Consider the following 21,284-nt stretch of genomic DNA (forward strand, 5'->3'; position numbering starts at 1 on the left):
GCTCAGATGGCCGCGTTCAACGCCGCGTAGTAGCCGGCATAGTCCGGCCGCTTCTTCAGCACCGTCTCAAGATATTCCTCGAGCACGACCTTGTCCTGGACCGGATCCTTGACGATCGCGCCGACAAGGCTCGGAGCCAGGCCTTCGGCATGGAGCTTGCCGCCGTCGAACCACGCCGCCTGGCTGAGGCCGCTGATCATCGTGGCGATCGCCTCGGCGGTGGACAGCGAGCCAGACGGCGTCTTCAGCGTCACCTTGCCGTCCGAGGTCGCGCCCGAACGCAGCTCGCGGAAGATGGTAAGCACGCGCGCGATCTCCTCGCCGACATTTTTCGGGACCGGCAAGTCCAGCCCGCCGGCCATCTCGCCGACGCGCCTGGAGACGATTGAGACCTCTTCCGCCATATCCTCCGGCAGAGGCAGCACCACGACGTTGAAGCGCCGCTTCAGAGCCGAGGAGAGTTCGTTGACGCCCTTGTCGCGGTTGTTGGCCGTCGCGATGATGTTGAAGCCGCGCTGCGCGTAAACCGAGGTGTTAAGTTCTGGCACCGGCATCATTTTTTCGGACAGCACGGTGATCAACGTGTCCTGCACGTCGGAACCCATGCGCGTCAGCTCTTCGAGGCGGCAGAGCTTGCCATCCTGCATGGCGCGGTAGAGCGGCGTCGGCACCAGCGCCTCCTGGCTCGGGCCTCTTGCCAGCAGCTGGGCGTAGTTCCAGCCATAACGGATCTGGTTCTCGTCGGTGCCGGCCGTGCATTGCACGATCAGCGTCGAGTTTCCCATGATGGCACCGGCGAGATGTTCCGAGACCCAGGACTTCGCCGTTCCCGGCACGCCGAGCAGAAGCAGCGCCCGGTCGGTCGCGAGCGTCGCGACCGCAGTTTCCATCAGTTGGCGGCGGCCGACATATTTCGGCGTGATGAGGATGCCGTCGCTCGCCTTGCCGCCCATCAGGTAAGTGAGGACGGCCTTTGGCGACAGGCTCCAGCCGGCAGGCTTTTGCCGATCATCGTCGCGCGCGAGCGCCTGCAGTTCGGCGGCGTAGACCTGCTCGGCCGGAAGGCGGATGGCTGCGTTCATGCGATCTTCTCCGGGTTGATCATCTGGTTGGGTTTCCGGCCAGCGCCGCGTTGAGGCGCAGCAGGCCGAGCGACGGGGAAGCCGGCGGCAGGCCGGCGGCGACGACCTCGCCGATCAATTTTTCCGCCGTAACTGGATTGGCAAGAAAGCCTAGGGTTTCGAGATGTTGCTCGGCGTTTCGTTTCGTGACGTCGTTGTCGCCCGAGACGGCGGAGCGCAGCGCCGAAAGCGCCTTGCCGTTTGCAAGGTCGCCCCATTCCAGCCAGCCTGCTTCCGCGCCTTCGACTAGGTTGAGCGCGGCCAGATTTTGCGCGTCATTCAGGATCTGCCTGATCAGGGCACGCTTCCTGCCGCCGTCCAAACGCGACATGAGCTGGAGGACGAGATGCGCCAGCTTGCCGCCAGCGGCGACAAGCAGATCCGCCAGAGAGGCCACCGCCGCGTCGCTGCCGGACAGCGAGACCATTCGAACCAGAAAGAGATCGGCGCCGTCATCGACGCCGAACTGCCATGCGCCGATGAAATCAGGCTCTGTCCTGCCGAAGCGGGCGACGAGATCGCCGAAGTAACAGGTGGCGAACAAGTCGGCGCGACGTGCTTGTTGCGCCTGTGACTTGGGTTTTATCGGCGCGTAGGTGGTGCGGCGGCGGATGAAGCCGGATTTGCCTTCCTCGATGAAAGCGGCGAGCTCGGCCGTCGGATCTTCCGACCCGCCATCCATTGGATTGCCATGTTCCCCCAACCTTGCCAGCAGCCGGCCGGCCATTTCGCGCACCTTGCCCGAGCGGTCGGCGGACAGGCCCTTCAGAAACGGAACGTCATCGGCACTCAGGCCGAAGCGCATGAGTTCAATGAGCGCCAGCCTGACCTCCGCCGGCTCGCTTGCTCCCTTGGTCTCGATAAGAGTGCGCGCCAAGGCAGGCATGGTGCGCCGTAAATCGACCAGCGCGCTACGGCGCGCGGCGGGATAGAAATCGTCCCAGGTTTCCGCCGTGAGATGCTCGCGTCGGGAGTGTTTTTCGCTGTCCGCGCCTGCCTGCCAATCGACCCAGGGGGCATAGACGTCCGGACTTTCCTGATATGACGCGGCGGGCATCCAACCCATCGGATGCAGCACGAAGCCGCGACTGGCGACGAGCGCGGCCACGCGGGTCTTGAGCCTCGCATCGGCCGCATATTTCAATGCGGCACGCAGCAACGGCCGCAGCCGTTCGGGAAGCATCGGCAAGGCAAGCACCGGCAGCGGCGGGCGCCGTTTCAAGGTTTTCGGCGCCGCCGGCCGAAGCGCGACATCCAGCGCCTGGGCGGCGATCGCCAACAGCCGCCGCTCCTGCTCGTCGGGGTTGGCGGCAGCGGCAAGCTCCTTCCACTCGGCCGGTGCAAGCTCGAAACCGGCGCCGCCCGAAATCCAGCCGTCGCGCAATCTTGCCAGCCCTGCCTGCTCCAGCTCGTTCATGACAGGTCGAGCCTCCCGATGCTGCTCTGCGATGCCAGGAGCTCGAGCCTGGCGCCGTTCCAGAGCGCTGCCGTCGCCGCGAGGTCGAAGCCGAGCAAAGTCTGGCTGACGGAACCCGCGACAGGCAGGGCGATGCCATGCGGATCGCTGGCCGGCTGCCACCAGACGCCGTCCTTCTCGTCCAGCGCGATCGCACCGGCCGGCAGGATGATGGGGCAATCCGAGAGCCAGGGCGCGCCATCCTGGAACGCGGCGTAAGCGGCCAGCGGATCGCCGGTAGCGTCTTCAGCGAAAGTTGGCCACGCGCCCGGCGCCGCATCGCCCAGCCGTTCCGCGATCAGCGCCCGCAGCGGATTGCGGGACGGATAGAACACCAGCCTCGCCTTGAAGCGATCCCCCGGCGCGAAGGCACCGGAGCGCCGCCCGGCCGACGCCGGAAAGAAGTCGAGCAGGACCGCAAACCGAGGCGTCGGGCTTTTCAGATCGAGCAGCCAGGTCGCGTGGCTGACCAGACCGTCGCGACGAGTCTCGATCTTCTCGCCGAGCACCTCCCAGTCGCTCTCGACCTGGACGGCGTTCGGATCGGCGAGGATCTGCTCGCGTGTCTCCGATGTCGAAACCAGACGCTTCAGCTCGGCGTCCTCGGGCGCGGCGCGCCAGGCCTTGGCGATGAGCACCAGCTTGCCGAGCTCGCGGATCGCAGCGTCCGGCCGCTCTTCGCTGCGCAGGGCCATCAGCCGCGCCGGCAGTTCGTCGACACGACCGGCCAAAGCAGTCGCCTTCAGGTCGACAAGCCTTGCCGCGATGCGGCGGCAGCGCTCGCTGCTGGCGTCGACAAATCCGGCAAGGCCAAGCCGCAGCTGGTCGGCAATCCACTGGTCGAGCTCATCGAGCGCCGCCGAAACCGCGGTTCGCGTGTCCTCAGCCCGCTTGCGCTGTGCCGCCTCACGGCGTTCGGCGGCCGCGGCGTCTTCGACCGGGGCGCTCTGCTCAGGCCGCGCGGCCTCGTCGATGCTCTTGCCTTCGGCGCGTGCTGGCGCCGTCGGCGGCTGGCCCGGCTTGCGGCGGCGGCCAAGCCAGTCGTTGACCCATTCCGGCGTCTGATCGACTCGGGCGAAACTGTCTGGCGCGGTGGCGCCGATCCACATCAGCGCCAGAATGTGCTTGCACGGAAACTTGCGCGACGGACAGGTGCATTTATAGCCGTGATCCGACGTATCGAATGCGACCCGGTAGGGATTCGAGCCGGAGCCCTGGCATTCGCCCCAGATCAGCGGCAGCTGTTCATGCGCTTCAAGCCGGGGCCAGTTCGACCGCTTGGTCAGCTTGGCGGCGGCGCCAAGCGAGGCCTGATCGGGGGCTAAAGCCTCGATTGTCTTCAAATCCAACTGCAAGCTGCTTCCCCATGACCCCGAAGCATGATGTCGCGACGATTGATAGCCGGTTGCGGCGCGCTGGTGTAGCTCCAGCCGCAGCAAAAATTCAGGCCTTATCTAATGTTGCGTTGCCCTGCTTCAGGCGGGCACGGCGGTATCGGCTCCGCCGAGATAGAGCCGGTGCAGTTCGTCCGGCGATTGGCGAAGATTGGCGCAGTCGCCGTCGTAGACGACGCGGCCGCGGCGCATGACATAGGCGCGGTTGCCGATCGACAACGCAAGTGCTGCGAACTGCTCGACGAGAAGCACCGCCAGGTCATCATCGGCGAGCTTGCGCACCGCCGTCATCAGCCGCGTGACGATGACCGGCGCCAGGCCGGCCGACATCTCGTCGATCAGCAGCACCTTCGGGCGGGTGAGAAGCGCCCGCGCTGACCGTCCATGTCGAACTGTCGGCCAAGGCCAACCGGGTCAATGTCGATGTCGGCCAGGTGCTGCCGCTGCACAGCACGGCGTCGGGCATCGCCTTCCTTGCCGCCTCGCGGCTGGAAGTGGTCAGCGCTTATCTCGAAAAGCCTTTGCAGGCCTTCACCGCGCATACGATGACAGGGCCGGAGACGCTGGCCAAAGCCATCGCGTTTGCAGCCGCAAGCGGCTATTCGCGCAGTTCGCAGAGCTATGAGGAAGGCGTGCACAGCATAGGCGCCGCGATCCTCGGCGCCGACGGCCAGCCGATCGGGACGCTGTCGATCGCCTCCCCAGTCTCGCGCGTCGACGACGCGGTCGCGGCCAGCCAGGGCGAGGCGGCGGTCAGGGCGGCGCGGCTGATCTCGGCACGGCTGACCGGCGAGGCATAAGTTCGTCTCCGCCGTTGCGGCAATGATGGTTAGGTGCTGCCGAAGCCAGACGTCGCCGTCAAACTACCTCCTGGTAAAATTCGATCGGGAGTCCATCGGGATCGGCGATGAAGGTAAACAACCGTCCCGTGTAGGGATCTGTTCGGATGGGTTCCACCTCAACGTCTTGCGAACGAAGCAGCTCGGCAGTTGCCTCGACCGAGGCGACCGCGAATGCAATATGTCTTAATCCACAGGCCTCGGGCCTGCTGGGCCGGCTTGGCGGATCTGGGAAACTGAACAACTCGATCTGGATGGCGCCATGACGCAAATCGCACTTCCAAGACTGCCTCTCGGGGCGCCAGTTTTCAGCGAGAACGACGAAGCCGAGCTTGTTCATGTAGAACAGCTTGGACCTTTCATAGTCACTGCAGATGATTGCGACATGATGGACAGCCAGGAGCATCAAATTGGCCTCGCGCAGGGTTCGTTAACGGCGACGCAGCAGAGTCGCATCGGGTATGCCTGTGGCGCAACTAGGTGCGGACACTTCATCGAGCGGCCGTAGAACGTACGGAGTCCCGGCCGCTTGCCAGGTCCTTGTCGCCCTGCCCTGAGCGCTTCCTTCGTCAACGAGCGTGAATGAATTTCTGCCGTTGCGACCCAGGCGAAGGTCAGGGCGCGGGATCGGTGAGGAAGGGCATGATGTCCACGCCGTCTCCTGGAAAGACGGAGAAATGCGGATGGTTCTCGAAGAGGCGGGCGGCGGCCTCGATGGTTTCGGCCTCAACGACGATGTAGCCGCAGAAGGGGTTCACGGCGCCGGCGATGCCGTCCTTGGTCACGCGCGTCGTCTTGCCGACCATGCCGCCACGATCGGGAAACGATGCGGCGTTCCTCTCCTCCCAATCCGCCCACCGCTTCAACCCGATGGCGTCGATCGCGTCCTGCTCGGGCTTGGGCAGGCTGCGAAAGCGGGCGAGGTCTTCGGGTTTCATGGTGTAGACGGCGAGAAAGCGGGGCATGCGGCGCGCTCTATATGATGACGGAAAGGCATTCGAGCTTAGAGCCGCTACCGGCCGAAGTCACTCCGATCAGGTGCCCGCCGCCTATCTGCATCAGATCGGGACATCCGCTTCCGGAGGACGGAGGGCCGGCGGAACAGCCGAGATCGGCGTATTGCCGACGCCGCCACCGCATCGAGATAGCAGCCTCATCGCCCACCCGACGCGGCCGTAGCAACCGCCAATTGCGCCTCGAACGCTCGCTTGAAGGCCGGCCTCGCTTCGCCGCGGGCGACATAGGCGGCGAGGTTCGGGAATTCGTCCAGCAGCCCCGACCTGTTCAATCTGCGCAGCACCCCGACCATGACCAGGTCGCCGGCGCTGAAGGCGCCGTTGAGCCAATCGGCATCGCCGAGGCAGCGGGAGAGTTCGGCCAGCCGCTTGCGTATGCGATCCTCGACGAGGGGCAGGCGCTCGGCGTGCCACGGCGCGTCGCGCTCGATGATCACGGCGGTTACGAGTTCCAGGATCGGCGGCTCCAGCGTGCTGAGCGCGGCGAACATCCAGGTGATGGCGCGCGCTCGGGCGTTCGCGTCCTCAGGCAGCAGGCCGGCATGGCGCTCCGCGATATGGAACACGATCGATCCAGACTCGAACAGGCAGAGATCGCCTTCCTCATAGGTCGGAATCTGGCCGAACGGATTGACCGCAAGATGCGCGGGTTGCTTCATGGCGCCGAACGAGAGGAGACGAACGTTATAAGGCTGGCCGACTTCCTCGAGCGCCCAGCGGACACGCATGTCGCGTGCCTGCCCCCTGCCGCCGTCGGGCGAGCGTTCAAAGGCGGTGATGATGGGGATCATTGGCGGGCTCCGGGTGCATGACTGGCGAGCGGGAATGATTGCGAGCACCCAAAGGACGAACGACCGCTGCTGCTCCCGACAACTTGCCTCGTTTTCTTTGTCATGGGACTTTCCCGTCCGAGCCTTTGGCGCGCGGGTGCCGTCGGCGACCCGAAACCTTTCGCACTCATGATCCGAGCTCAACCCGGAACAGCAGCGGGAACCATGGGCCGATGAGGCTATCGACGCCGGCTCCGGATCAAACGCCGGCAATCGCCAAGAGCCAGGCCAGGATGTCGAGCAACAGGAAGAACAGCGCTATCTGCAACGCCACCCGCAGCCGCTGGATGATACGCCAGTTGCTGGCCATGTCCGCCTTGATGCGCAAGGCAAGCGCGCGGCGCATGGCCGACATCGTTGCCGGCCTGTCGCCATCGACATATTGTTCGAGCAGCTCTTCCGGGTCGAAGCGGAACGCGTATTGGTGGTAGGGCCAAAGCATGAAGACGATCAGCCCGCCGATGCCGAACAGCAGGGCCACCGCGATCCAGTCCCAAAGCCCAAGCCCATTGGAGAGGGCCGCGCCGCCGAGCAGCGAGTTCGCGAATGCGGTGGCGAAGATAAGGCTGCCGGCGCGGGTATTCATGTTCTCCACGACGCTCTGCTGATGAGTGAGACCTCTCACCGCCTCCTCGTAGATGAATGCAAGACGAGGATCGTCGTCGGCAAGACCGTTTGCGACGGCTCCGTTGCTTTCTCCTCGACCCGGACGTTCGGCCATGAAAGGTGCCTCCAGCGCGGCGAAGCTTAGCTCAAATCTTTCGCAGGCTTCAAACGGTCACCACGATCTTGCCGAACTGCTCGCCGGATTCGAGGAAACGATGCGCCTCGACGATTTCGTCGAACGGGAAGGTCCTCGCGATGACCGGCTTCAGCGCGCCAGCCGCGAGGCCGTCGAGAATGAAGCGCTTGGCCGCCTCCAACCGGGCCGGATCGCCGGTGATTTCGTGCACCAAGTAGCCGCGCAGCGTCAGCGTCTTGGCCAGCACCTCGAACAGCGGGAACGGCGTTGGCTCCGGGCTCAAGCCGCCATATTCGATGAGCATGCCGCCGTGCGACATCGCCGCCGTCAGCGGCGTGAAGATCGGACCGCCGACCGCGTCGAGGACGACGCGCACGCCCTCGCGCGCGATCTCCTTCAAGCGCGCCTCCAGGTCCTCTTCCTGCAAGGCCACGGCGTGAGCGGCACCCGCATCGAGCAGAGCGCTCTTCTTGGCCGACGTCCGCGTCACGGCAATCGGCACGGCGCCGATCATTTTGGCGATCTGGATTGCAGCGAGCCCGACACTGCTCGATGCCGCGGTGATGACGACAGGCTCGCCACGACCGAGACGGCCGATATCGACCAGCGCGCCATAGGCGGTGAGATATTGCATCCATGTCGCGGCAGCGGCTTCGAAGCCGAGCGACGGCGGATGCTTGACGGTGAGATCCGCCGGAAAGGCGACGAGCTCGCCATAGGCCGGCCAGCGCGCCATCGAGCGCGGCGGGATGATGCTGACCGCGTCGCCCGGCGCAAGACCATCGACGCCGTCGCCGATCGCCTCGACGAGGCCGGCCGCTTCGAGGCCGAGGCCTGACGGCAGCGCCGGCGCCTCGATATAGGCACCCTTGCGCATCAGGGCCTCGGCACGGTTCAAGCCCAGCGCCTTGACGCGGATCCGCAGCTCACCCGGACCGGGCGGCGGCACCTCGACATCCTCGATGCGCAGCACGTCGGGGCCGCCGTGACGGTGAAAGCGAACAACCCTTGCCATCAGTGCACTCCAAATCCAATCGACGGAATGGACTATGCAGAGGCATCCGAAGCGGATAAATCGCGCGCTAAGCAGAACAGTCGAAACGATTGGTTTTGAATATGGATCGCCTCGAAAGCATGGAAGTGTTCGTCAAGGCGGTCGACCTCGGCTCGTTCGCGGCCGCCGCGGCGGCGCTCGACCTGTCGGGGCCGATGGTCGGCAAGCATGTCCGCTTGCTCGAGGAGCGCCTGGGCGTGCGCCTCATCAACCGTACGACGCGCCGGCAGAGCCTGACCGATTTCGGCCGCGCCTATTACGAGCGCTGCCGCATCGTGCTGGCTGAGGCGCAAGCCGCCGATGCTCTGGCGGCCGACCAGTTGTCGGAACCTCGCGGCAAACTGCGCGTGACGATGCCGGCGCATTTCGGCCGGCACTGCGTGACCCCGATCCTGCTCGAACTCGCGCAGCGCTATCCGACGCTGGAGCTCGACCTGTCGCTCAGCGACCGCTTCGCCGACCTCGTCGAGGACGGTTTCGATCTGGCGATCCGCACCGGAGCGCTGGACGACAGGGCCGGCATCATCGCGCGACGCGTCGCCCGCCAGCGCATGATCGTCTGCGCCTCGCCCACCCACATTGAGAGGTTCGGCCAGCCGCTTCGGCTCGAAGACATCGCCGGCCATCAGGCGCTCATCTATCGGCGGCTCGGCCATGTGCTGCAGCCCTGGCTGTTCCCGCGCGACGATGGCTCGGCCGCCGAGGTCGCCCCGGCCGGCCGGCTGCGGCTCGACGACCTCGACGCGATCGCCGACGCGGCGACCGAGGGCATGGGTCTCGCCTGGCTGCCCTACTGGCTGGTGCGTAAGCGCATCGAAGCCGGCGAGCTCGTCCGGCTGCTGCCGGACCAGGCGGACTATCTCTACGACTGCCACGCGCTCTGGCTGCAAACGCCGCATCTGCCGCTGAAAGTGCGGCTGGCCGTCGATGCGCTGGCGGCGGGTCTGCCGAGAATGATGAGCTAGTTTTACGCCGACTTTAGGCGTTGCATCGCACCAAGCCGCTGCGCCGATTTCATTGTGGGCAACCCCTGAATGGTTTCCGAGATTGATCCACGCCGTCTTCAGGTCCGTGTATTTGTCGATGGGGAGTTTTGGCGGGTGAGGAATGCGCCTTCCCTTCTCCCCCTGTAGGAGAAGGTGGATCGGCGCGCAGCGCCGAGACGGATGAGGGGTATTGGAAGGAATGAGGCGGCGACGATTTCGAACGTATCGCCAAGCTGGAGCACCCCTCATCCGACCGAGCTTCGCTCGGCCACCTTCTCCCACAAGGGGAGAAGGAAAAGCGCTCAGCTCTCCACCGTCTCCGACTGGATCAGGCTTTCCAGCATGTCGAGCAGGCGCTCGTGCTGCTCGGCGCCGTAGCGCCTTTCGATGGCGTCGTAGATGGCGACGCGCTCGGGCGCCAGCTCCTCGATCAGCGCCAGGCCGGCCGGACTGATCGCGAGCAGCGCACGGCGGCCGTCGTCCTTGACCTTGTTGCGGGTGATGAACTCGCGCTCCTCCATCGCCTTGATGATGCGGGTGAGGCTGGGCGGCAGGATCGAGGCGCGGTTGGCAAGCTCGGTTGCCTCCAGCGGACCGGTTTCGGCAAGCACACGCAACACGCGCCATTGCTGCTCGGTGATGTCGTGGCGGGCAAGCATCGGCCGGAAATGCGCCATGATGACTTCGCGAGCGCGAAGCAGAGCCATCGGCAGCGAACGGCGAGTGCTGGGCGGTAGCAAGGTCAGGTCTCCAATTCCAGGTTCCGCTCGCGACTCGAGACAAAACTCGACGCCTATCGAGTTATATCCGCGATTTTGCCGGGAGCGGCAATCCCACGCCCGGAAGCTGCATTGGCTTAGAGAACGACGCTTGACATTCGGCCGTCAAGATATAATTCACATGTTAACTACAAGAATCGGCCTGCCGGCGGAGGACCCCTTGCCCCATGGCGATCGAATATTCCGCAAACCTCGACTTGAAGGTCGACATGGGCGATCTCTGCGCGCTGGTATCGTGGATCATCCTCGAAACCGGCCTGTTCGAGCCGGGCGCGGTGCGCGTGCGCGCCTTCCGCGCCGAGGCCTACGCTATCGCCGACCGGCTGCCCGAGAACGGCTTCATCGATATGAACTTCCGCATCGGCAAGAGCCGCAGCGCCGAGGAGAAGAAACGCGCCGGCGAGGCGATCTTCGCGGCGGTTACGGACCATCTCGCATCGCTGTTCGCCACGCCGCATTTCGCGTTGTCGCTGGAGATCCGCGAGATCGACGCCGAGCTCAGCTGGAAGAAGAACGCTATCCATCCGGCCGCTTCATCCAGCCGCGCATCGAGGCCGAGATCGCCTTCGTCATGAAGGCGCCGCTCGCCGGTCCCGACATTTCGATCGACGATGTGCTCGACGCTACCAGTCACATCACCCCGGCACTGGAAATCCTCGACACCCGCATCGAGCGGATGAACAAGGAGACCGGCAAGATCAGAACCTTCTTCGACACGATCTCGGACAATGCCGCCAATGCCGGCATCGTCGTCGGCGGCCGCTCCGCCGGCCCGCGCGAGGCGGACCTGCGCTGGATAGGCGCCATCGTGTCGCGCAACGGCGAGGTCGAGGAGACCGGGCTCGGCGCCGGCGTGCTCGACCATCCCGCCAAAGGCATCGTATGGCTCGCCAACCGGCTTCACCGATACGGGATGCAGATCGAGGCCGGCCAGGTGGTGCTCTCGGGCTCCTTCATCCGGCCGGTCGAATGTCGGCATGGCGACCAGATCGTCTCGGATTTCGGACCCTTTGGCATAATCCGCATCGCCTTCGCCTGACCTCGCCAGTCTTCTGTCTTTTGCGCAATTGCGGGCGATGGCCGCAGTGCGATGGCTTGCGCCAAAGAAAAAGGCCGGGCGCGAAAGCGGCCCGGCCAAAAATGAAGGTCATAACCTTCAGAGGGGAACATCGCCCGGCGCAATGGGAGGAAAACACCGGACGACACCTGTTATCTGGGCTTTGGCCGGCCGGTTTGCGACGAACGAAATTCCAAAAAAAAGCCGAAACGCGAAAAAATATCGCTCGGGCGCAGGCAAAGCTCAGCCGGCGGCCGTGGCCTTTTCCAGCAGATCGGCATAGTGCCGCCGCGCCACGTCGGGATGCGACCTCAGCCGGCTCTTCAGCACATTAGTGCCGACGTTGCGGAACAGCGGATTGTCGGGATCGCTGGCCGGACCCCGCGCTTCGGCCGCCAGTTCCTCCGGCAGGTCGAGCAGCGGGATCGTCGCGTCGAGACGGGCGCTGAAGAAGAACGGCACCGATATCCGCTCGACGCCGGCCGGCGGCGTGACGACGCGGTGCACGGTTGCCCTCAGATAGCCGTTCGAGGCGAGCTCGAGCAGCTCGCCGATATTGACCACGAGCGTTCGCGGGATCGGGTCCACATTGACCCAGCTGCCGTCATACTCGACCTGAAGCCCCTTGTTCTCGTCCTGCAACAGAAGGGTGAGCAAGCCGCCGTCCTTATGCGCGCCGACGCCCTGGTCGTCGCCGGTGGCGTCGCGGCCGGGATAGCGAACGATCTTCATGCGGTGGTTGGGCTCGCCGCGATAGATCGGATCGAAAGCGTCTTCCGGCTGGTCGAGCGACAGCGCGAAGGCCTTGAGCAGGCGGATCGCAACCTCTGTCGCCTTGACCTGCCAGGCGAGCAGCGCCGGCTTCAGCTCGGGCAGCGCGGCAGGCCACTGGTTCGGACCTTGCAGGCGCGTCCAGGCCGGTACCCCCGGCCCTTGTGAAATGGTCGCGCGCTCGACGCCTATGTCTAGCTGCTCGCGCCAGTCGGCCTTGCCCTTGGTCAGTTCGCCGCCGGCGCGCGTATAGCCGCGGAACTGAGGCGACTTCACCATTTCGATCGCGAGCTTGTCGGCTTCAGGCAAGGCAAAGAAGTGGCGCGCGGCATTGAGCACCGCGTCGATATCGGACTGTGCTATGCCGTGGCCGCTGAGGTAGAAGAAGCCGACATCGCGGGCCGCCGTTCGCAGGTCAAACAAGAAAGTCCGCAGTTCCGACGCGCCCTGTTCAACGCGGTCGAGATCGAGCACCGGAATTATTCTGGCCATGGACAGGCTCCTCCTGCGGCAACTCTTTGTTTTTCGCAATCCGGACGGAAAAACCGCTGCACTTTCCTGGAATTGCTCTGGCGACCCCGCCGCACGATGACATGCGCGTCATTGGAGGTGAAGAAACGCGCCGACCAATCTCATTGCAAACGGAGCAAGCCGCCGCTCAAATCCGGGCTTTTGCGGCAAATTGCGTTCGATGCGACCGCCGCCGGCCCAAGCGCTCATGCGCGATGATCGAGCCGCGCCACCAGCCGGTCGCCGATCCACTGGATGCCGCAGACCAGCACGATCAGAACGACGACCACGGCGATCATGACGCTGGTCTCGAAACGCTGGTAGCCATAGCGGATGGCAAGGTCGCCGAGACCGCCGGCACCGATGGCGCCGGCCATGGCCGAGGCGCCGACAAGCGTCACCAGCGTCACCGTGAAGCCGGCGACGATGCCCGGCAGCGCCTCCGGCACCAGCACCTCGCGGATGATCGTCCAGCGATTGCCGCCCATGGCGCGCGCCGCCTCGATCAGGCCGTGGTCGACCTCGCGCAGCGACACTTCGGCGATGCGGGCATAGTAGGGCGTTGCGGCGATCGACAGCGGAACGATCGCCGCCCAGGTACCGATCGAGGTGCCGACGATCAGCCGCGTCACCGGGATCAGTGCCACCAGCAGGATGATGAAGGGCACGGAGCGGAAGCCGTTGATCAAAGCGCCGAGGACGCGGTTCACCCAGAGGTTTTCGGCGATGCCGCCGCGATCGGTGGCGACCAGCGCCAGCCCAAGCGGCAGGCCGAAGACGAGCGAGATGAGACCGGAAGCGCCGGTCATCAGCACGGTCTCCCAGATCGAGCGAAGCAGGAGTTCAAACAGGACTGGCGACATGGCCAAGCACCTCCACCCGCGCGCCGCGGTCTTTCAGGAATGCGATTGTCTGCGCGAGACCCCCGCTGTCGGGGACGGCGAGGAACAGCGTGCCGACTGGTTGCTGCTGGACATGGTCGATGCCGCCATGCACGAGACGGATCGAGCCGGGCACACTGGCGCTCAGATCGGACAGCAGCGGACCGCGCGCCGCATCGCCGGCCACATCGACCTTGAGGATCGTCTCCGCGCCCTCGCCCGCGGCCAGCCGGCCGGCGATCTCGGGCGGCAGTTGCGGCCGGATCGCGCCGAGCAGGCTGCGCGTGATCTCGGATTTCGGATCGGCGAAGACTTGCCAGACGGCGCCCTCCTCGACGATGCGGCCGGCGTCGATCACCGCCACGCGGTCGGCGATCGAACGGATCACCTCCATCTCATGGGTGATGAGCAAAATGGTGAGGCCGAGCCTGGAATTGATGTCCTTGAGCAGCGCCAGGATCGAGCGCGTCGTCTCCGGATCGAGCGCCGAGGTCGCTTCGTCGGATAAGAGCAGAGCCGGTCGCGCGGCGAGCGCCCTGGCGATGCCGACACGCTGCTTCTGTCCGCCCGAGAGCGAGGCCGGATAGGCTTTCGCCTTCTCCGACAGACCTACCAGTTGCAGCAATTCGGCGGCGCGTGCCATGCGCTCGGCACGCGGCCGCCCTTCGATCTTGAGCGGCAGCGCCACGTTTTCCTCGACGGTTTTCGCCGACAGAAGGTTGAAGTGCTGGAAGACCATGCCGATGCGGCGGCGCAGCGGCTGCAAGTCGCGTTCGTTCAGACGGCTGATCTCGCGGCCCTCGATGAAGACCTCGCCGGAATCCGGCCGCTCCAGGCCGTTGAGGCAGCGGATCAGCGTCGACTTGCCGGCGCCGCTGCGGCCGATGATGCCGAGGATCTCGCCCTTGCGAACCGTGAGCGAGACGCCGTCGAGCGCCGCCGTCGCGCCGAAGCTGCGCTTCAGGCCGACGAGACGGACGACATCTTCCGTCCCCGTGGGCCGGATGTGGACCGGTTCGGCTGTCTCGGCCTTGACATGCTGGTTCATTGCTATGTCCGTTTCAGCGCTGCGCAAACGCGACGGCGGCCCGCTCGCCGGCGAACCGCCCGTTCCTGCCAGCCAGGCCCCGATCAATAGGCGCTGATCCCGGTGCCCTTGTAGACCTTGTCGAACTCGGCCTTGACGGTTTCGTTCTGATAGGAAGCGACCAGCGTCTTAACCCAGGGTTCGTTCTCGCTGCCGGCCTTGACCGCGATGAAGTTGCGGTAGGGATTGTCCGCCACCGGCTCCTGCGCGATGCGTTGCGCCGGGCCAAGGCCGCTCTTCAGCGCCCAGTCGGTGTTGACCACGGCGGCGTCGAGATCGTCGACCGAGCGGCCGACGATGCCGGCGTCGAGCTCCTTGATCTCGAGCTTCTTCGGGTTCTCGGCAATGTCGGCGGTCGTGGCCAGGATGCCGGTGCCGTCCTTCAGCTTGATCAGTCCCTCATGCTCAAGGACATGCAGCGCGCGGCCTTCGTTGGAGGGATCGTTCGGCAGGCCGATGACGGCGCCTTCGGGCAGGTCGGCGACCTTGGCGTGCTTCTTCGAATAGAGGCCGATCGGCCAGACGCCGGTATAGCCGACCGGGACGATGTGATACCCTTGAGTCTTGATCTGGTTGTCGAGGTAAGGCTTGTGCTGGAAGGCGTTGGCGTCGATCTCGCCGCGCTCAAGCGCTTCGTTGGGCTGGGTGTAGTCGTTAAAGACGACGGTTTCGATCGTCAGTCCCTTCTTGGCCGCCTCGGCGGTGACGACGCGCCAGACATCCTCGTCCTCGCCGCTGATGATGCCGACCTTGATCGCCGGCTTGTCCTCGGCGAGGGACGGCGACGGCTGGACGAGGCCTATGACGGCAAATGTCGCGGCCAAAAGTGCGGCAAGTCCGGCGCGTCTGGTGATTGACTTAACGAGAGAATTTGAAGCGTTGCCGCGTTCGGACATGATGCGTTCCTTGCGATCCTGAAATCATTTCGGCCTGGCGGAATGCGAAGCCTCGATATCAGCATCACCAATGCTGCCCGGCTGGGCAAAGAAGCGCTTTTCCTATCAAACGGGAGGCGGAAAATATTCTCTCAAAGATTTTATGACTTGGAGAACGCTGGCCGCCGCCGGCAGATATTCGACGCGGCGCAAGATCGAAACGGCGGGCGTTTATGAAGCCCGCTGTGCGACGGGCCAGGGCAATCGGTCATGCCCCGGCAGCTGCGACACGGTCGGCAGGCCTCGCGCTTCCTGCGCGCCAAAGCCCAATCGTGTCAGGCAGGCTCGCGCCAAGGCCGCATTGCTGTCGATGACGATCAGACCATTCGTGTCGTTGAGGCTGGCGGCCACCACCGACAGTTCGGTGCAACCGAGCAGGGCGGCATCGGCGCCGGCCAATCGCGCGAGATGAAGCGCGCGCTCGGTCTCAATCGCCGCATCCACGATCGAGCCGGCCTTGACGAGGGCGATCGCGTTGTCGACGCGTTCCTGAAACTCCTTGCTCGCGGGAAGGCAGAGGTCGAACCCCGCCGCCGATATCCTGTTTTGGTAGAAGCCGGAGACGAGCGTGCCTCGGGTTGCGAGGTTTGCAACCCGTCCGTGGTCCAGGCTGCGACGGATCTCCGTCACCACGGCGTCGCCGATGTGGATGATCTCCGCGCGCGAGTTCGCCGCCAGTTGATCGTACCAATGATGGGCGGTGTTGCACGGCATCGCGATGCACGCGACGCCCAGCGCATTGAGCGTCGAGACCGCGGCTTGCAGCGGCGCCAGCGGCCCGTCATGGTTGCCGAGGATCGCTTCGGTCCTGTCGGGCAGTTGCGGCACGCTGAGGATGACGGCGGGCACATGCTCGTTGTCGCGGAGCGCCTCGGTCATCCGGGTCAGCTTGAAGTAGAAGTCGGCCGACGCAAGCGGCCCGAGACCGCCTATGATGCCGAGCTCAGGACGGATGCTGTCGTCGATCATCGGGCGGGCTCGGCTTCGGGCACTTCCTGGACGAGTTCGGCAGGCTGCGGCGCCTCCCTGTGACTGGGCGCGATCATGGCCGTGCTCGCCGCGACGGTGCTGACGCTGGACAGCGTCATGAACGTATCCACGGCAGCATCCACCGCGACGAACAGGGCGAAGGCCGCTTCGAAGGGAAGCTTCAGGTAGCCGCACACGATGGACATCTGCGACAGGATGAGCAGGCTGCCCATGCCGCCGGTCGTGAGCGCGAGAAGCGCCGAAACGATGCCGACGAGCAGGAGGTCGGGCACGCCAAGCGGATGGCCATAGAGCTGGGCGATGAACAAGGTGCCGGAGGTGTAGAGAAGCGCAGGGCCGGTCCGCAGCAAGGCCGCCTGCAGCGGCACGAGCAGCTCGACGACCACCAGGCTGAACCTCAGCCGCTCGCTCAACAGGTTGATGACCCACGGAAGCGAGGCGACCGTGGAGCGCGTGGTGATCGCCACCATGAGAAGGGGCTGAAGGGTCTTGATGGTCGTCCAGTAGCTGCGTCGCGATCGGATGGCGATGACTGCAAATGCAACGGCGAGAAATGTGAGGCAGGACAGGCCCATCACCAGCAGGTAGCCGCCCATCAGCGTGAGCGGCCTGGTTCCGGTCGAGGCGGTCTGGTCGGCGATCAGGATGAAGGTTGCGAAGGGCAGCCCCCAGACGAACCAGTTGGTCAGCACCGTGCAGGCCCGGTAGACCGCGTTGAGCGCCTGGGACAGGCTCATGGACGAGGGCTGAGGGATCTTGCCCATTGCGAGCCCGAAGAGCAGGCAGAACAGCAGGACCTGGATGGTCTGGCCCGAGGCCAGCGCGTTGAAGACGTTGTTGGGCACCAGGTCGAGCAGGATCGAATGCTCGCCGTTTGCGCCCGCATTGGATGGCGGCGGCTGGAACGGGAATTCGAGATCGGTGGATACGCTGCCCTGGGAATTGATGAACTCGCCGAGCTCGATGCGCGACTGCGGGTTCTCGATCTGGCCCGGCTGCAGGACCAGCGAATATGTGCCGCTGACCAGCACGGCCAGGAACGAGACGACCAGCACGGCCATGCCCACCTTGCCCAGGTAGCGGACCGATTTCGGATCCTGGACCATCGCCGTGATGGAGAAGATGACCGACGACACCAGGTAGGGCAGGACGACCATCTTGAGGAAATTCAGATAGACCTGCGCGACAGGGTTGATCGCGTGGGAGAACCCTGGATAGTAGAGACCGCACAGGATGCCCGCCGCGATCATCGCCAGCGTCGTCACAGGCGAGCGCAATATGCGCCTTGCCGCCAGGCGCCAATCGAAAGGCAAGGGTTCAGCTACGTCGGCGACGGTCATCGTCAGGCTTTGCTCCCCAAGCGATAGCGCGCGATGATCTCGTCGGTGTTGAGGACCTGCTGGCCCCGGGCGAGATCGAGATAAAGGTCGACGAAGGCCGCGAGATGCGGATTGTCCGGCCGGACGCCGACTGCAATGGTGTCGACCTTGTCCGTCAGCGTGATCGAACGCGCCACGACCGTCATCGACGGATCGTCGACCATCAGCTTCTTGATCTCGAAATCATCGCGATAGGCCATGTCGATCGTTCCGCTCCGGATCGCATCGACAACCGTATTCCAGCCGGCGAAGCGACGGATCTGCGCATGCGGGAAGGTCGTGGCCGCATAGGTGGCGAATGACGAACCCTCGATCACCCCGAGATCGCCGGAGAAATCGCGGATGATCTGTTCCGGCGGCTTGCCCTGCGTAATGCGCGCCAGGTTGAGGCGATTGGCGAGCAGCCCCTGATGCAGCATGGCATAGGGTCGCGAATAGAGGATCGAACGGCCGCGCTGAAGAGTGCGGCTAAGTTTGCCGACCGCTATGTCCGCCTGACCCGACATCAGCTGTTTCACCATGCCGTCGAACGTTACGGCGGATCGGTCGAACACCGGCTCGACGCCAAGCTCCGCGGCTATGCCGCGGGCCAGTTCCATGTCTATGCCCTTGTCTCCCGCCCCATCGGCCGGGAAGAACGGATCGGAAGCAAAGGCCGGCATGGCGATGCGCAGTTTATTGTCGCCCGTGATTGGCTGCGGGGCGCTCTCCGCCTGCTGCGCCGGGCTGTTTGGCGCCGCCCGCGCTCGCGCTATCAGCAAACCGCCGCCTCCGGCTGTAAGCAGCGTGCGACGTGTAAGCGACATGCGCATTTCTCTATTCGTTTAGGGATTCAAGTAACAAATCCGACCAACTCGCAGTATGCACGCCGAGGTTAAACAAAGGTATCTTTTAAAGCTTTAAATATTACTAGTGGCCAGAGCAACGAAACATGCACCACGGCTAATATGACATGGATACCGCAAGGGCCGTGTAACTGTCAGCAATCGGCGCGGATTGTCAGAACGTCTCAACCCATGGCCTGAGCTCGACCTCGAAGCTCCAGGCGCTTCGATGCTGGCGATGGACCGCGAGGTATGTCTCGGCGATCGCGTCGGGCGAGAGGCGACGATCAGGACGATCGGGCTCGGGCGCCTGTCCGGGCGGTTCGATCTGGCCGTCGATGATGAAATGCGCGACGTGGATGTTCTTCGGCCCGAGCTCACGCGCCATCGATTGCGCCAGCCCGCGCAGGCCGAATTTCGGCATGGCGAAACCGGCCGAGCCGGGGAAGCCCTTGAGGCTTGCCGTGGCGCCGGTGAACAGGATCGAGCCGGAGCCGCGTGCAAGAAGCCGGCGCGCCGCCTGCTGGCCGACCAGGAAGCCGCCATAGGCGCCGACAAGCAGGGCCTGCTTGACCGCCTCGGGATCGAGCTCGGCGATCGGGCCGCGCGTGCGGCCGCTGGCGTTGAAGACGGCAATTTCGAGCGGGCCGGCCTTGTCCGCGGCGTCGAACAGCCGCGCGACGGAGGTGGCATCCGACACATCCGTCTCCACCGCCTGTGCGCTGGTCTCCTCGACCAGTGCGGCCAGCTTGTCGACATTGCGGGCGGCGAGGATGACGCGGTAGCCTTCCTTGCCGAGGAGGCGCGCCAGGGAGGCGCTGAGGCCAGCTCCAGCGCCTGCGATCACTGCGACATTGGCTGCCATGTCGTTCCTCCTTGCGATGACGTTCGGCCGATACCGATGGTCGCACAGGCTCGCGCCTTCCGCGGCAAGTGGCAAGAACGGCGTTGCTCCATTTTCACCGTTCAGCGTAAAAAGCCGTGAAGGGATGCGAGGCTTCGCCGACCACGGCGAAGGACTTGCCTGCCGGACCGATCCGTCCGACACGTGGTTCAACGGCGATTCGAGGAGCGACCATGGAACCAATCTGGGCCGTCGGCCTGATGACCGGCACGGTGCTTGACGGCAACATCGACGTGGCGCTGATCAAGACCGATGGCGAGCGCATCGCCGACTTCGGCACCTATACGCTTGCGCCCTACCCGCAATCGATCCGCACGCTGCTGGAAGAGACGCTGCGCCAGGCGCGCGCCTGGAATTTCGAAGGACCGGAGCCGGCGATCTTCAGCGAGGCCGAGGAAGCGCTGACGCGTGCGCAGTCGGCCGCGGTCAGGGATCTCGTCGAAAGCCAAGGGATGATCATGGCCGACATCGGCGTCGTCGGCTTCCATGGCCAGACGGTGCTGCACCGCGCGCCGCAGCCGGGGCGGATCGGCAGGACCCGCCAGCTCGGCGACGGCGAATTGATGGCCTCACTTCTCGGCATCAAGGTCGCCTATGATTTCCGCTCGGCCGACGTAGCGGCAGGCGGGCAAGGCGCGCCTTTGGCCGCCGCCTACCATGCGGCGCTGCTCAAGGAGGCCGACGCCAGCGGCGACACCGCCGTGCTCAATCTCGGCGGCGTCGGCAACATCACCTGGTGGGACGGCAAGGACGCAATCGTCGCCTTCGACACCGGTCCGGCCAATGCGCCGGTCAACGATTTCATCAAGTCGAAAGGTCTCGGCGAGATGGACCGCGACGGCAGACTGGCGGCCGCAGGAACCGTCGACGAGGCAAGGCTCGAGCGGCTGCTTCGGCATCCCTATCTCACCAAGCCTTACCCGAAATCGCTCGACCGCTTCGACTTCACCGCGGCGATGGCCGACGGGCTTGGCGCGGAGGACGGCGCGGCGACGCTGACGGCTTTCACCGTCTCGGCGGTCGGCAAGGCGCTCGATCTCCTGCCGCGCCGGCCGAAGCGGCTCGCGGTCAGCGGCGGCGGCCGCCGCAACCCGACGATGATGGCGATGCTCGGCCGCCGCGCCGGCGTCGCAGTGGTGCAAGCCGAGGCGCTCGGCTGGAAGGGCGATGCGGTAGAGGCGGAATGCTTTGCCTTCCTTGCGGTGCGCGTGCTGCGCGGCCTGCCGATCAGCTTTCCGAGCACCACCGGGGTGCCGAAGCCGATGCGCGGCGGGCGGCTTGCGGGCTGATCAAGCGGAAATTTTCTTCTGCAGAAAGATGCGGCTGCGGCCAACCGGAAAATCAGGGATCGCGCCGAAGGGACGATAGCCTTGTCGCTCATAGACCTTGGCCGCGGTCGGATTGAAGGTGTCGATCCAGGCGCCGTGGCAGCCGCGTGCAACGGCTTCCCGTTCGGCGGCGTCCAGCATGCTGGCGGCGATGCGCCGGCCGCGCAGCTTTTCGTCGACCCAGAGCCATTGCACGTAGAGCCAACCCCAGGCGGTGTAGCCCGATATGCCGGCGACGACCGTGCCGGCATCGTCGCGAACGAAAACGGCAAGTGTCTTGCGGCCAGAGGCGCCAACATCGCTATCGTTGAAAGCGGTCAGGCTCTCGCCGACGAAGGCAAGGTCGCGCGGCGGGGGCTCGGCGGTGACTTCAAGGCTCGTCTTCATCGTAGCTCCGGTGC

The 21,284-nt window shown here is 65.0% G+C and carries 22 protein-coding genes and 2 pseudogenes; 5 read left to right on the forward strand and 19 right to left on the reverse strand.

What is annotated here, in order from left to right; translation table 11 throughout:
• Nucleotides 1-2: 2 nt before the first annotated feature.
• From QAZ22_RS29465 to QAZ22_RS29480, 4 genes and pseudogenes are all read right to left on the reverse strand, one after another.
• Nucleotides 3-1,082: an AAA family ATPase gene (locus QAZ22_RS29465; RefSeq protein WP_278204426.1), complete on the reverse strand. Its 1,080-nt coding sequence runs from the start codon at nt 1,080-1,082 to the stop codon at nt 3-5.
• Between the two features lie 19 nt (nt 1,083-1,101).
• A complete protein-coding gene (locus QAZ22_RS29470; protein WP_278207981.1) occupies nt 1,102-2,304 on the reverse strand; it encodes a DUF5691 domain-containing protein in 1,203 nt (400 codons plus the stop codon).
• 230 nt (nt 2,305-2,534) lie between these two features.
• The gene (locus QAZ22_RS29475) at nt 2,535-3,926 is read right to left on the reverse strand and encodes an SWIM zinc finger family protein (RefSeq protein WP_278204427.1); all 1,392 of its coding nucleotides are present in this window, start codon (nt 3,924-3,926) and stop codon (nt 2,535-2,537) included.
• 126 nt (nt 3,927-4,052) lie between these two features.
• Nucleotides 4,053-4,346 (reverse strand): annotated as a pseudogene (locus QAZ22_RS29480) (ABC transporter ATP-binding protein); the annotation flags it as partial.
• Between the two features lie 59 nt (nt 4,347-4,405).
• On the opposite strand from QAZ22_RS29480, the gene QAZ22_RS29485 reads away from it, so the two are divergent.
• Nucleotides 4,406-4,771 (forward strand): IclR family transcriptional regulator C-terminal domain-containing protein, encoded by a 366-nt coding sequence (locus tag QAZ22_RS29485; protein ID WP_278204428.1) that lies wholly within the window; start codon nt 4,406-4,408, stop codon nt 4,769-4,771.
• A gap of 58 nt (nt 4,772-4,829) precedes the next feature.
• Here the strand turns inward: QAZ22_RS29485 and QAZ22_RS29490 are convergent, their stop codons facing one another.
• From QAZ22_RS29490 to QAZ22_RS29510, 5 genes are all read right to left on the reverse strand, one after another.
• Nucleotides 4,830-5,216 (reverse strand): VOC family protein, encoded by a 387-nt coding sequence (locus QAZ22_RS29490; RefSeq protein WP_278204429.1) that lies wholly within the window; start codon nt 5,214-5,216, stop codon nt 4,830-4,832.
• Between the two features lie 208 nt (nt 5,217-5,424).
• Complete coding sequence (locus QAZ22_RS29495) at nt 5,425-5,775, reverse strand: hypothetical protein (RefSeq protein ID WP_278204430.1); 351 nt, start codon at nt 5,773-5,775, stop codon at nt 5,425-5,427.
• 188 nt (nt 5,776-5,963) lie between these two features.
• A complete protein-coding gene (locus QAZ22_RS29500) occupies nt 5,964-6,617 on the reverse strand; it encodes a glutathione S-transferase family protein (protein ID WP_278204431.1) in 654 nt (217 codons plus the stop codon).
• A 238-nt stretch (nt 6,618-6,855) separates the two neighbouring features.
• Nucleotides 6,856-7,377, reverse strand: coding sequence for a hypothetical protein (locus QAZ22_RS29505; RefSeq protein WP_278204432.1), 522 nt, complete (start codon nt 7,375-7,377; stop codon nt 6,856-6,858).
• Nucleotides 7,378-7,426: 49 nt separating this feature from the next.
• Nucleotides 7,427-8,413 (reverse strand): zinc-dependent alcohol dehydrogenase family protein, encoded by a 987-nt coding sequence (locus QAZ22_RS29510; protein ID WP_278204433.1) that lies wholly within the window; start codon nt 8,411-8,413, stop codon nt 7,427-7,429.
• Between the two features lie 101 nt (nt 8,414-8,514).
• Between QAZ22_RS29510 and QAZ22_RS29515 the strand changes: the two genes are divergently transcribed.
• Nucleotides 8,515-9,417 carry a LysR family transcriptional regulator gene (locus tag QAZ22_RS29515; protein WP_278204434.1) on the forward strand — a complete coding sequence of 301 codons (903 nt, stop codon included), beginning with the start codon at nt 8,515-8,517 and terminating at the stop codon, nt 9,415-9,417.
• Nucleotides 9,418-9,740: 323 nt separating this feature from the next.
• On the opposite strand, the gene hpaR is transcribed toward QAZ22_RS29515, so the two are convergent.
• A complete protein-coding gene (gene hpaR, locus QAZ22_RS29520; protein WP_278207982.1) occupies nt 9,741-10,145 on the reverse strand; it encodes a homoprotocatechuate degradation operon regulator HpaR in 405 nt (134 codons plus the stop codon).
• A 239-nt stretch (nt 10,146-10,384) separates the two neighbouring features.
• Between hpaR and QAZ22_RS29525 the strand changes: the two genes are divergently transcribed.
• Both QAZ22_RS29525 and QAZ22_RS29530 read left to right on the forward strand, forming a co-directional pair.
• Entirely contained in the window at nt 10,385-10,792 is a 408-nt protein-coding gene (locus QAZ22_RS29525) for a 5-carboxymethyl-2-hydroxymuconate Delta-isomerase (protein ID WP_278204435.1), read from the forward strand.
• A pseudogene (locus QAZ22_RS29530) lies at nt 10,747-11,256 on the forward strand (fumarylacetoacetate hydrolase family protein); the annotation flags it as partial. The gene QAZ22_RS29525 and the pseudogene QAZ22_RS29530, both read left to right, overlap by 46 nt.
• 261 nt (nt 11,257-11,517) lie before the next feature.
• Here QAZ22_RS29530 and QAZ22_RS29535 read toward each other — a convergent pair.
• The 8 genes from QAZ22_RS29535 to QAZ22_RS29570 form a co-directional block, all read right to left on the reverse strand.
• A complete protein-coding gene (locus QAZ22_RS29535) occupies nt 11,518-12,537 on the reverse strand; it encodes an isopenicillin N synthase family oxygenase (RefSeq protein ID WP_278204436.1) in 1,020 nt (339 codons plus the stop codon).
• 224 nt (nt 12,538-12,761) lie between these two features.
• Nucleotides 12,762-13,418 carry a methionine ABC transporter permease gene (locus QAZ22_RS29540; RefSeq protein WP_278204437.1) on the reverse strand — a complete coding sequence of 219 codons (657 nt, stop codon included), beginning with the start codon at nt 13,416-13,418 and terminating at the stop codon, nt 12,762-12,764.
• Nucleotides 13,399-14,484 (reverse strand): methionine ABC transporter ATP-binding protein, encoded by a 1,086-nt coding sequence (locus QAZ22_RS29545; RefSeq protein WP_278204438.1) that lies wholly within the window; start codon nt 14,482-14,484, stop codon nt 13,399-13,401. Before QAZ22_RS29545 ends, QAZ22_RS29540 begins: the two co-directional genes overlap by 20 nt.
• An 83-nt stretch (nt 14,485-14,567) precedes the next feature.
• The gene (locus QAZ22_RS29550; RefSeq protein WP_278204439.1) at nt 14,568-15,419 is read right to left on the reverse strand and encodes a MetQ/NlpA family lipoprotein; all 852 of its coding nucleotides are present in this window, start codon (nt 15,417-15,419) and stop codon (nt 14,568-14,570) included.
• A 210-nt stretch (nt 15,420-15,629) separates the two neighbouring features.
• Nucleotides 15,630-16,427 carry an amino acid racemase gene (locus QAZ22_RS29555; protein ID WP_278204440.1) on the reverse strand — a complete coding sequence of 266 codons (798 nt, stop codon included), beginning with the start codon at nt 16,425-16,427 and terminating at the stop codon, nt 15,630-15,632.
• On the reverse strand, nt 16,424-17,788 hold the full coding sequence (locus tag QAZ22_RS29560; RefSeq protein ID WP_278204441.1) for a cation:dicarboxylase symporter family transporter: 1,365 nt from the start codon (nt 17,786-17,788) through the stop codon (nt 16,424-16,426). Before QAZ22_RS29560 ends, QAZ22_RS29555 begins: the two co-directional genes overlap by 4 nt.
• Before the next feature lie 2 nt (nt 17,789-17,790).
• Nucleotides 17,791-18,633, reverse strand: coding sequence for a transporter substrate-binding domain-containing protein (locus tag QAZ22_RS29565; protein WP_278204442.1), 843 nt, complete (start codon nt 18,631-18,633; stop codon nt 17,791-17,793).
• Between the two features lie 193 nt (nt 18,634-18,826).
• Nucleotides 18,827-19,516 (reverse strand): SDR family NAD(P)-dependent oxidoreductase, encoded by a 690-nt coding sequence (locus QAZ22_RS29570; protein WP_278204443.1) that lies wholly within the window; start codon nt 19,514-19,516, stop codon nt 18,827-18,829.
• Between the two features lie 212 nt (nt 19,517-19,728).
• On the opposite strand from QAZ22_RS29570, the gene QAZ22_RS29575 reads away from it, so the two are divergent.
• Nucleotides 19,729-20,844 carry an anhydro-N-acetylmuramic acid kinase gene (locus QAZ22_RS29575; protein WP_278204444.1) on the forward strand — a complete coding sequence of 372 codons (1,116 nt, stop codon included), beginning with the start codon at nt 19,729-19,731 and terminating at the stop codon, nt 20,842-20,844.
• Here the strand turns inward: QAZ22_RS29575 and QAZ22_RS29580 are convergent, their stop codons facing one another.
• Nucleotides 20,845-21,270 carry a GNAT family N-acetyltransferase gene (locus tag QAZ22_RS29580; protein ID WP_278204445.1) on the reverse strand — a complete coding sequence of 142 codons (426 nt, stop codon included), beginning with the start codon at nt 21,268-21,270 and terminating at the stop codon, nt 20,845-20,847.
• Nucleotides 21,271-21,284 lie beyond the last annotated feature (14 nt).

This window comes from Mesorhizobium sp. WSM4906, assembly GCF_029674625.1.
GTDB lineage: Bacteria > Pseudomonadota > Alphaproteobacteria > Rhizobiales > Rhizobiaceae > Mesorhizobium.

Excerpts from the sequence above, each read along its gene's own strand:
- QAZ22_RS29465 (WP_278204426.1), bottom strand. The coding sequence starts at position 1,082 with ATGAACGCAGCCATCCGCCTTCCGGCCGAGCAGGTCTACGCCGCCGAA.
- QAZ22_RS29470 (WP_278207981.1), bottom strand. The coding sequence starts at position 2,304 with ATGCTTCCCGAACGGCTGCGGCCGTTGCTGCGTGCCGCATTGAAATAT.
- QAZ22_RS29490 (WP_278204429.1), bottom strand. The coding sequence starts at position 5,216 with ATGCTCCTGGCTGTCCATCATGTCGCAATCATCTGCAGTGACTATGAA.
- QAZ22_RS29495 (WP_278204430.1), bottom strand. The coding sequence starts at position 5,775 with ATGCCCCGCTTTCTCGCCGTCTACACCATGAAACCCGAAGACCTCGCC.
- QAZ22_RS29500 (WP_278204431.1), bottom strand. The coding sequence starts at position 6,617 with ATGATCCCCATCATCACCGCCTTTGAACGCTCGCCCGACGGCGGCAGG.
- QAZ22_RS29505 (WP_278204432.1), bottom strand. The coding sequence starts at position 7,377 with ATGGCCGAACGTCCGGGTCGAGGAGAAAGCAACGGAGCCGTCGCAAAC.
- QAZ22_RS29510 (WP_278204433.1), bottom strand. The coding sequence starts at position 8,413 with ATGGCAAGGGTTGTTCGCTTTCACCGTCACGGCGGCCCCGACGTGCTG.
- QAZ22_RS29515 (WP_278204434.1), top strand. The coding sequence starts at position 8,515 with ATGGATCGCCTCGAAAGCATGGAAGTGTTCGTCAAGGCGGTCGACCTC.
- hpaR (WP_278207982.1), bottom strand. The coding sequence starts at position 10,145 with ATGGCTCTGCTTCGCGCTCGCGAAGTCATCATGGCGCATTTCCGGCCG.
- QAZ22_RS29525 (WP_278204435.1), top strand. The coding sequence starts at position 10,385 with ATGGCGATCGAATATTCCGCAAACCTCGACTTGAAGGTCGACATGGGC.
- QAZ22_RS29535 (WP_278204436.1), bottom strand. The coding sequence starts at position 12,537 with ATGGCCAGAATAATTCCGGTGCTCGATCTCGACCGCGTTGAACAGGGC.
- QAZ22_RS29540 (WP_278204437.1), bottom strand. The coding sequence starts at position 13,418 with ATGTCGCCAGTCCTGTTTGAACTCCTGCTTCGCTCGATCTGGGAGACC.
- QAZ22_RS29545 (WP_278204438.1), bottom strand. The coding sequence starts at position 14,484 with ATGAACCAGCATGTCAAGGCCGAGACAGCCGAACCGGTCCACATCCGG.
- QAZ22_RS29550 (WP_278204439.1), bottom strand. The coding sequence starts at position 15,419 with ATGTCCGAACGCGGCAACGCTTCAAATTCTCTCGTTAAGTCAATCACC.
- QAZ22_RS29555 (WP_278204440.1), bottom strand. The coding sequence starts at position 16,427 with ATGATCGACGACAGCATCCGTCCTGAGCTCGGCATCATAGGCGGTCTC.
- QAZ22_RS29560 (WP_278204441.1), bottom strand. The coding sequence starts at position 17,788 with ATGACCGTCGCCGACGTAGCTGAACCCTTGCCTTTCGATTGGCGCCTG.
- QAZ22_RS29565 (WP_278204442.1), bottom strand. The coding sequence starts at position 18,633 with ATGTCGCTTACACGTCGCACGCTGCTTACAGCCGGAGGCGGCGGTTTG.
- QAZ22_RS29570 (WP_278204443.1), bottom strand. The coding sequence starts at position 19,516 with ATGGCAGCCAATGTCGCAGTGATCGCAGGCGCTGGAGCTGGCCTCAGC.
- QAZ22_RS29575 (WP_278204444.1), top strand. The coding sequence starts at position 19,729 with ATGGAACCAATCTGGGCCGTCGGCCTGATGACCGGCACGGTGCTTGAC.
- QAZ22_RS29580 (WP_278204445.1), bottom strand. The coding sequence starts at position 21,270 with ATGAAGACGAGCCTTGAAGTCACCGCCGAGCCCCCGCCGCGCGACCTT.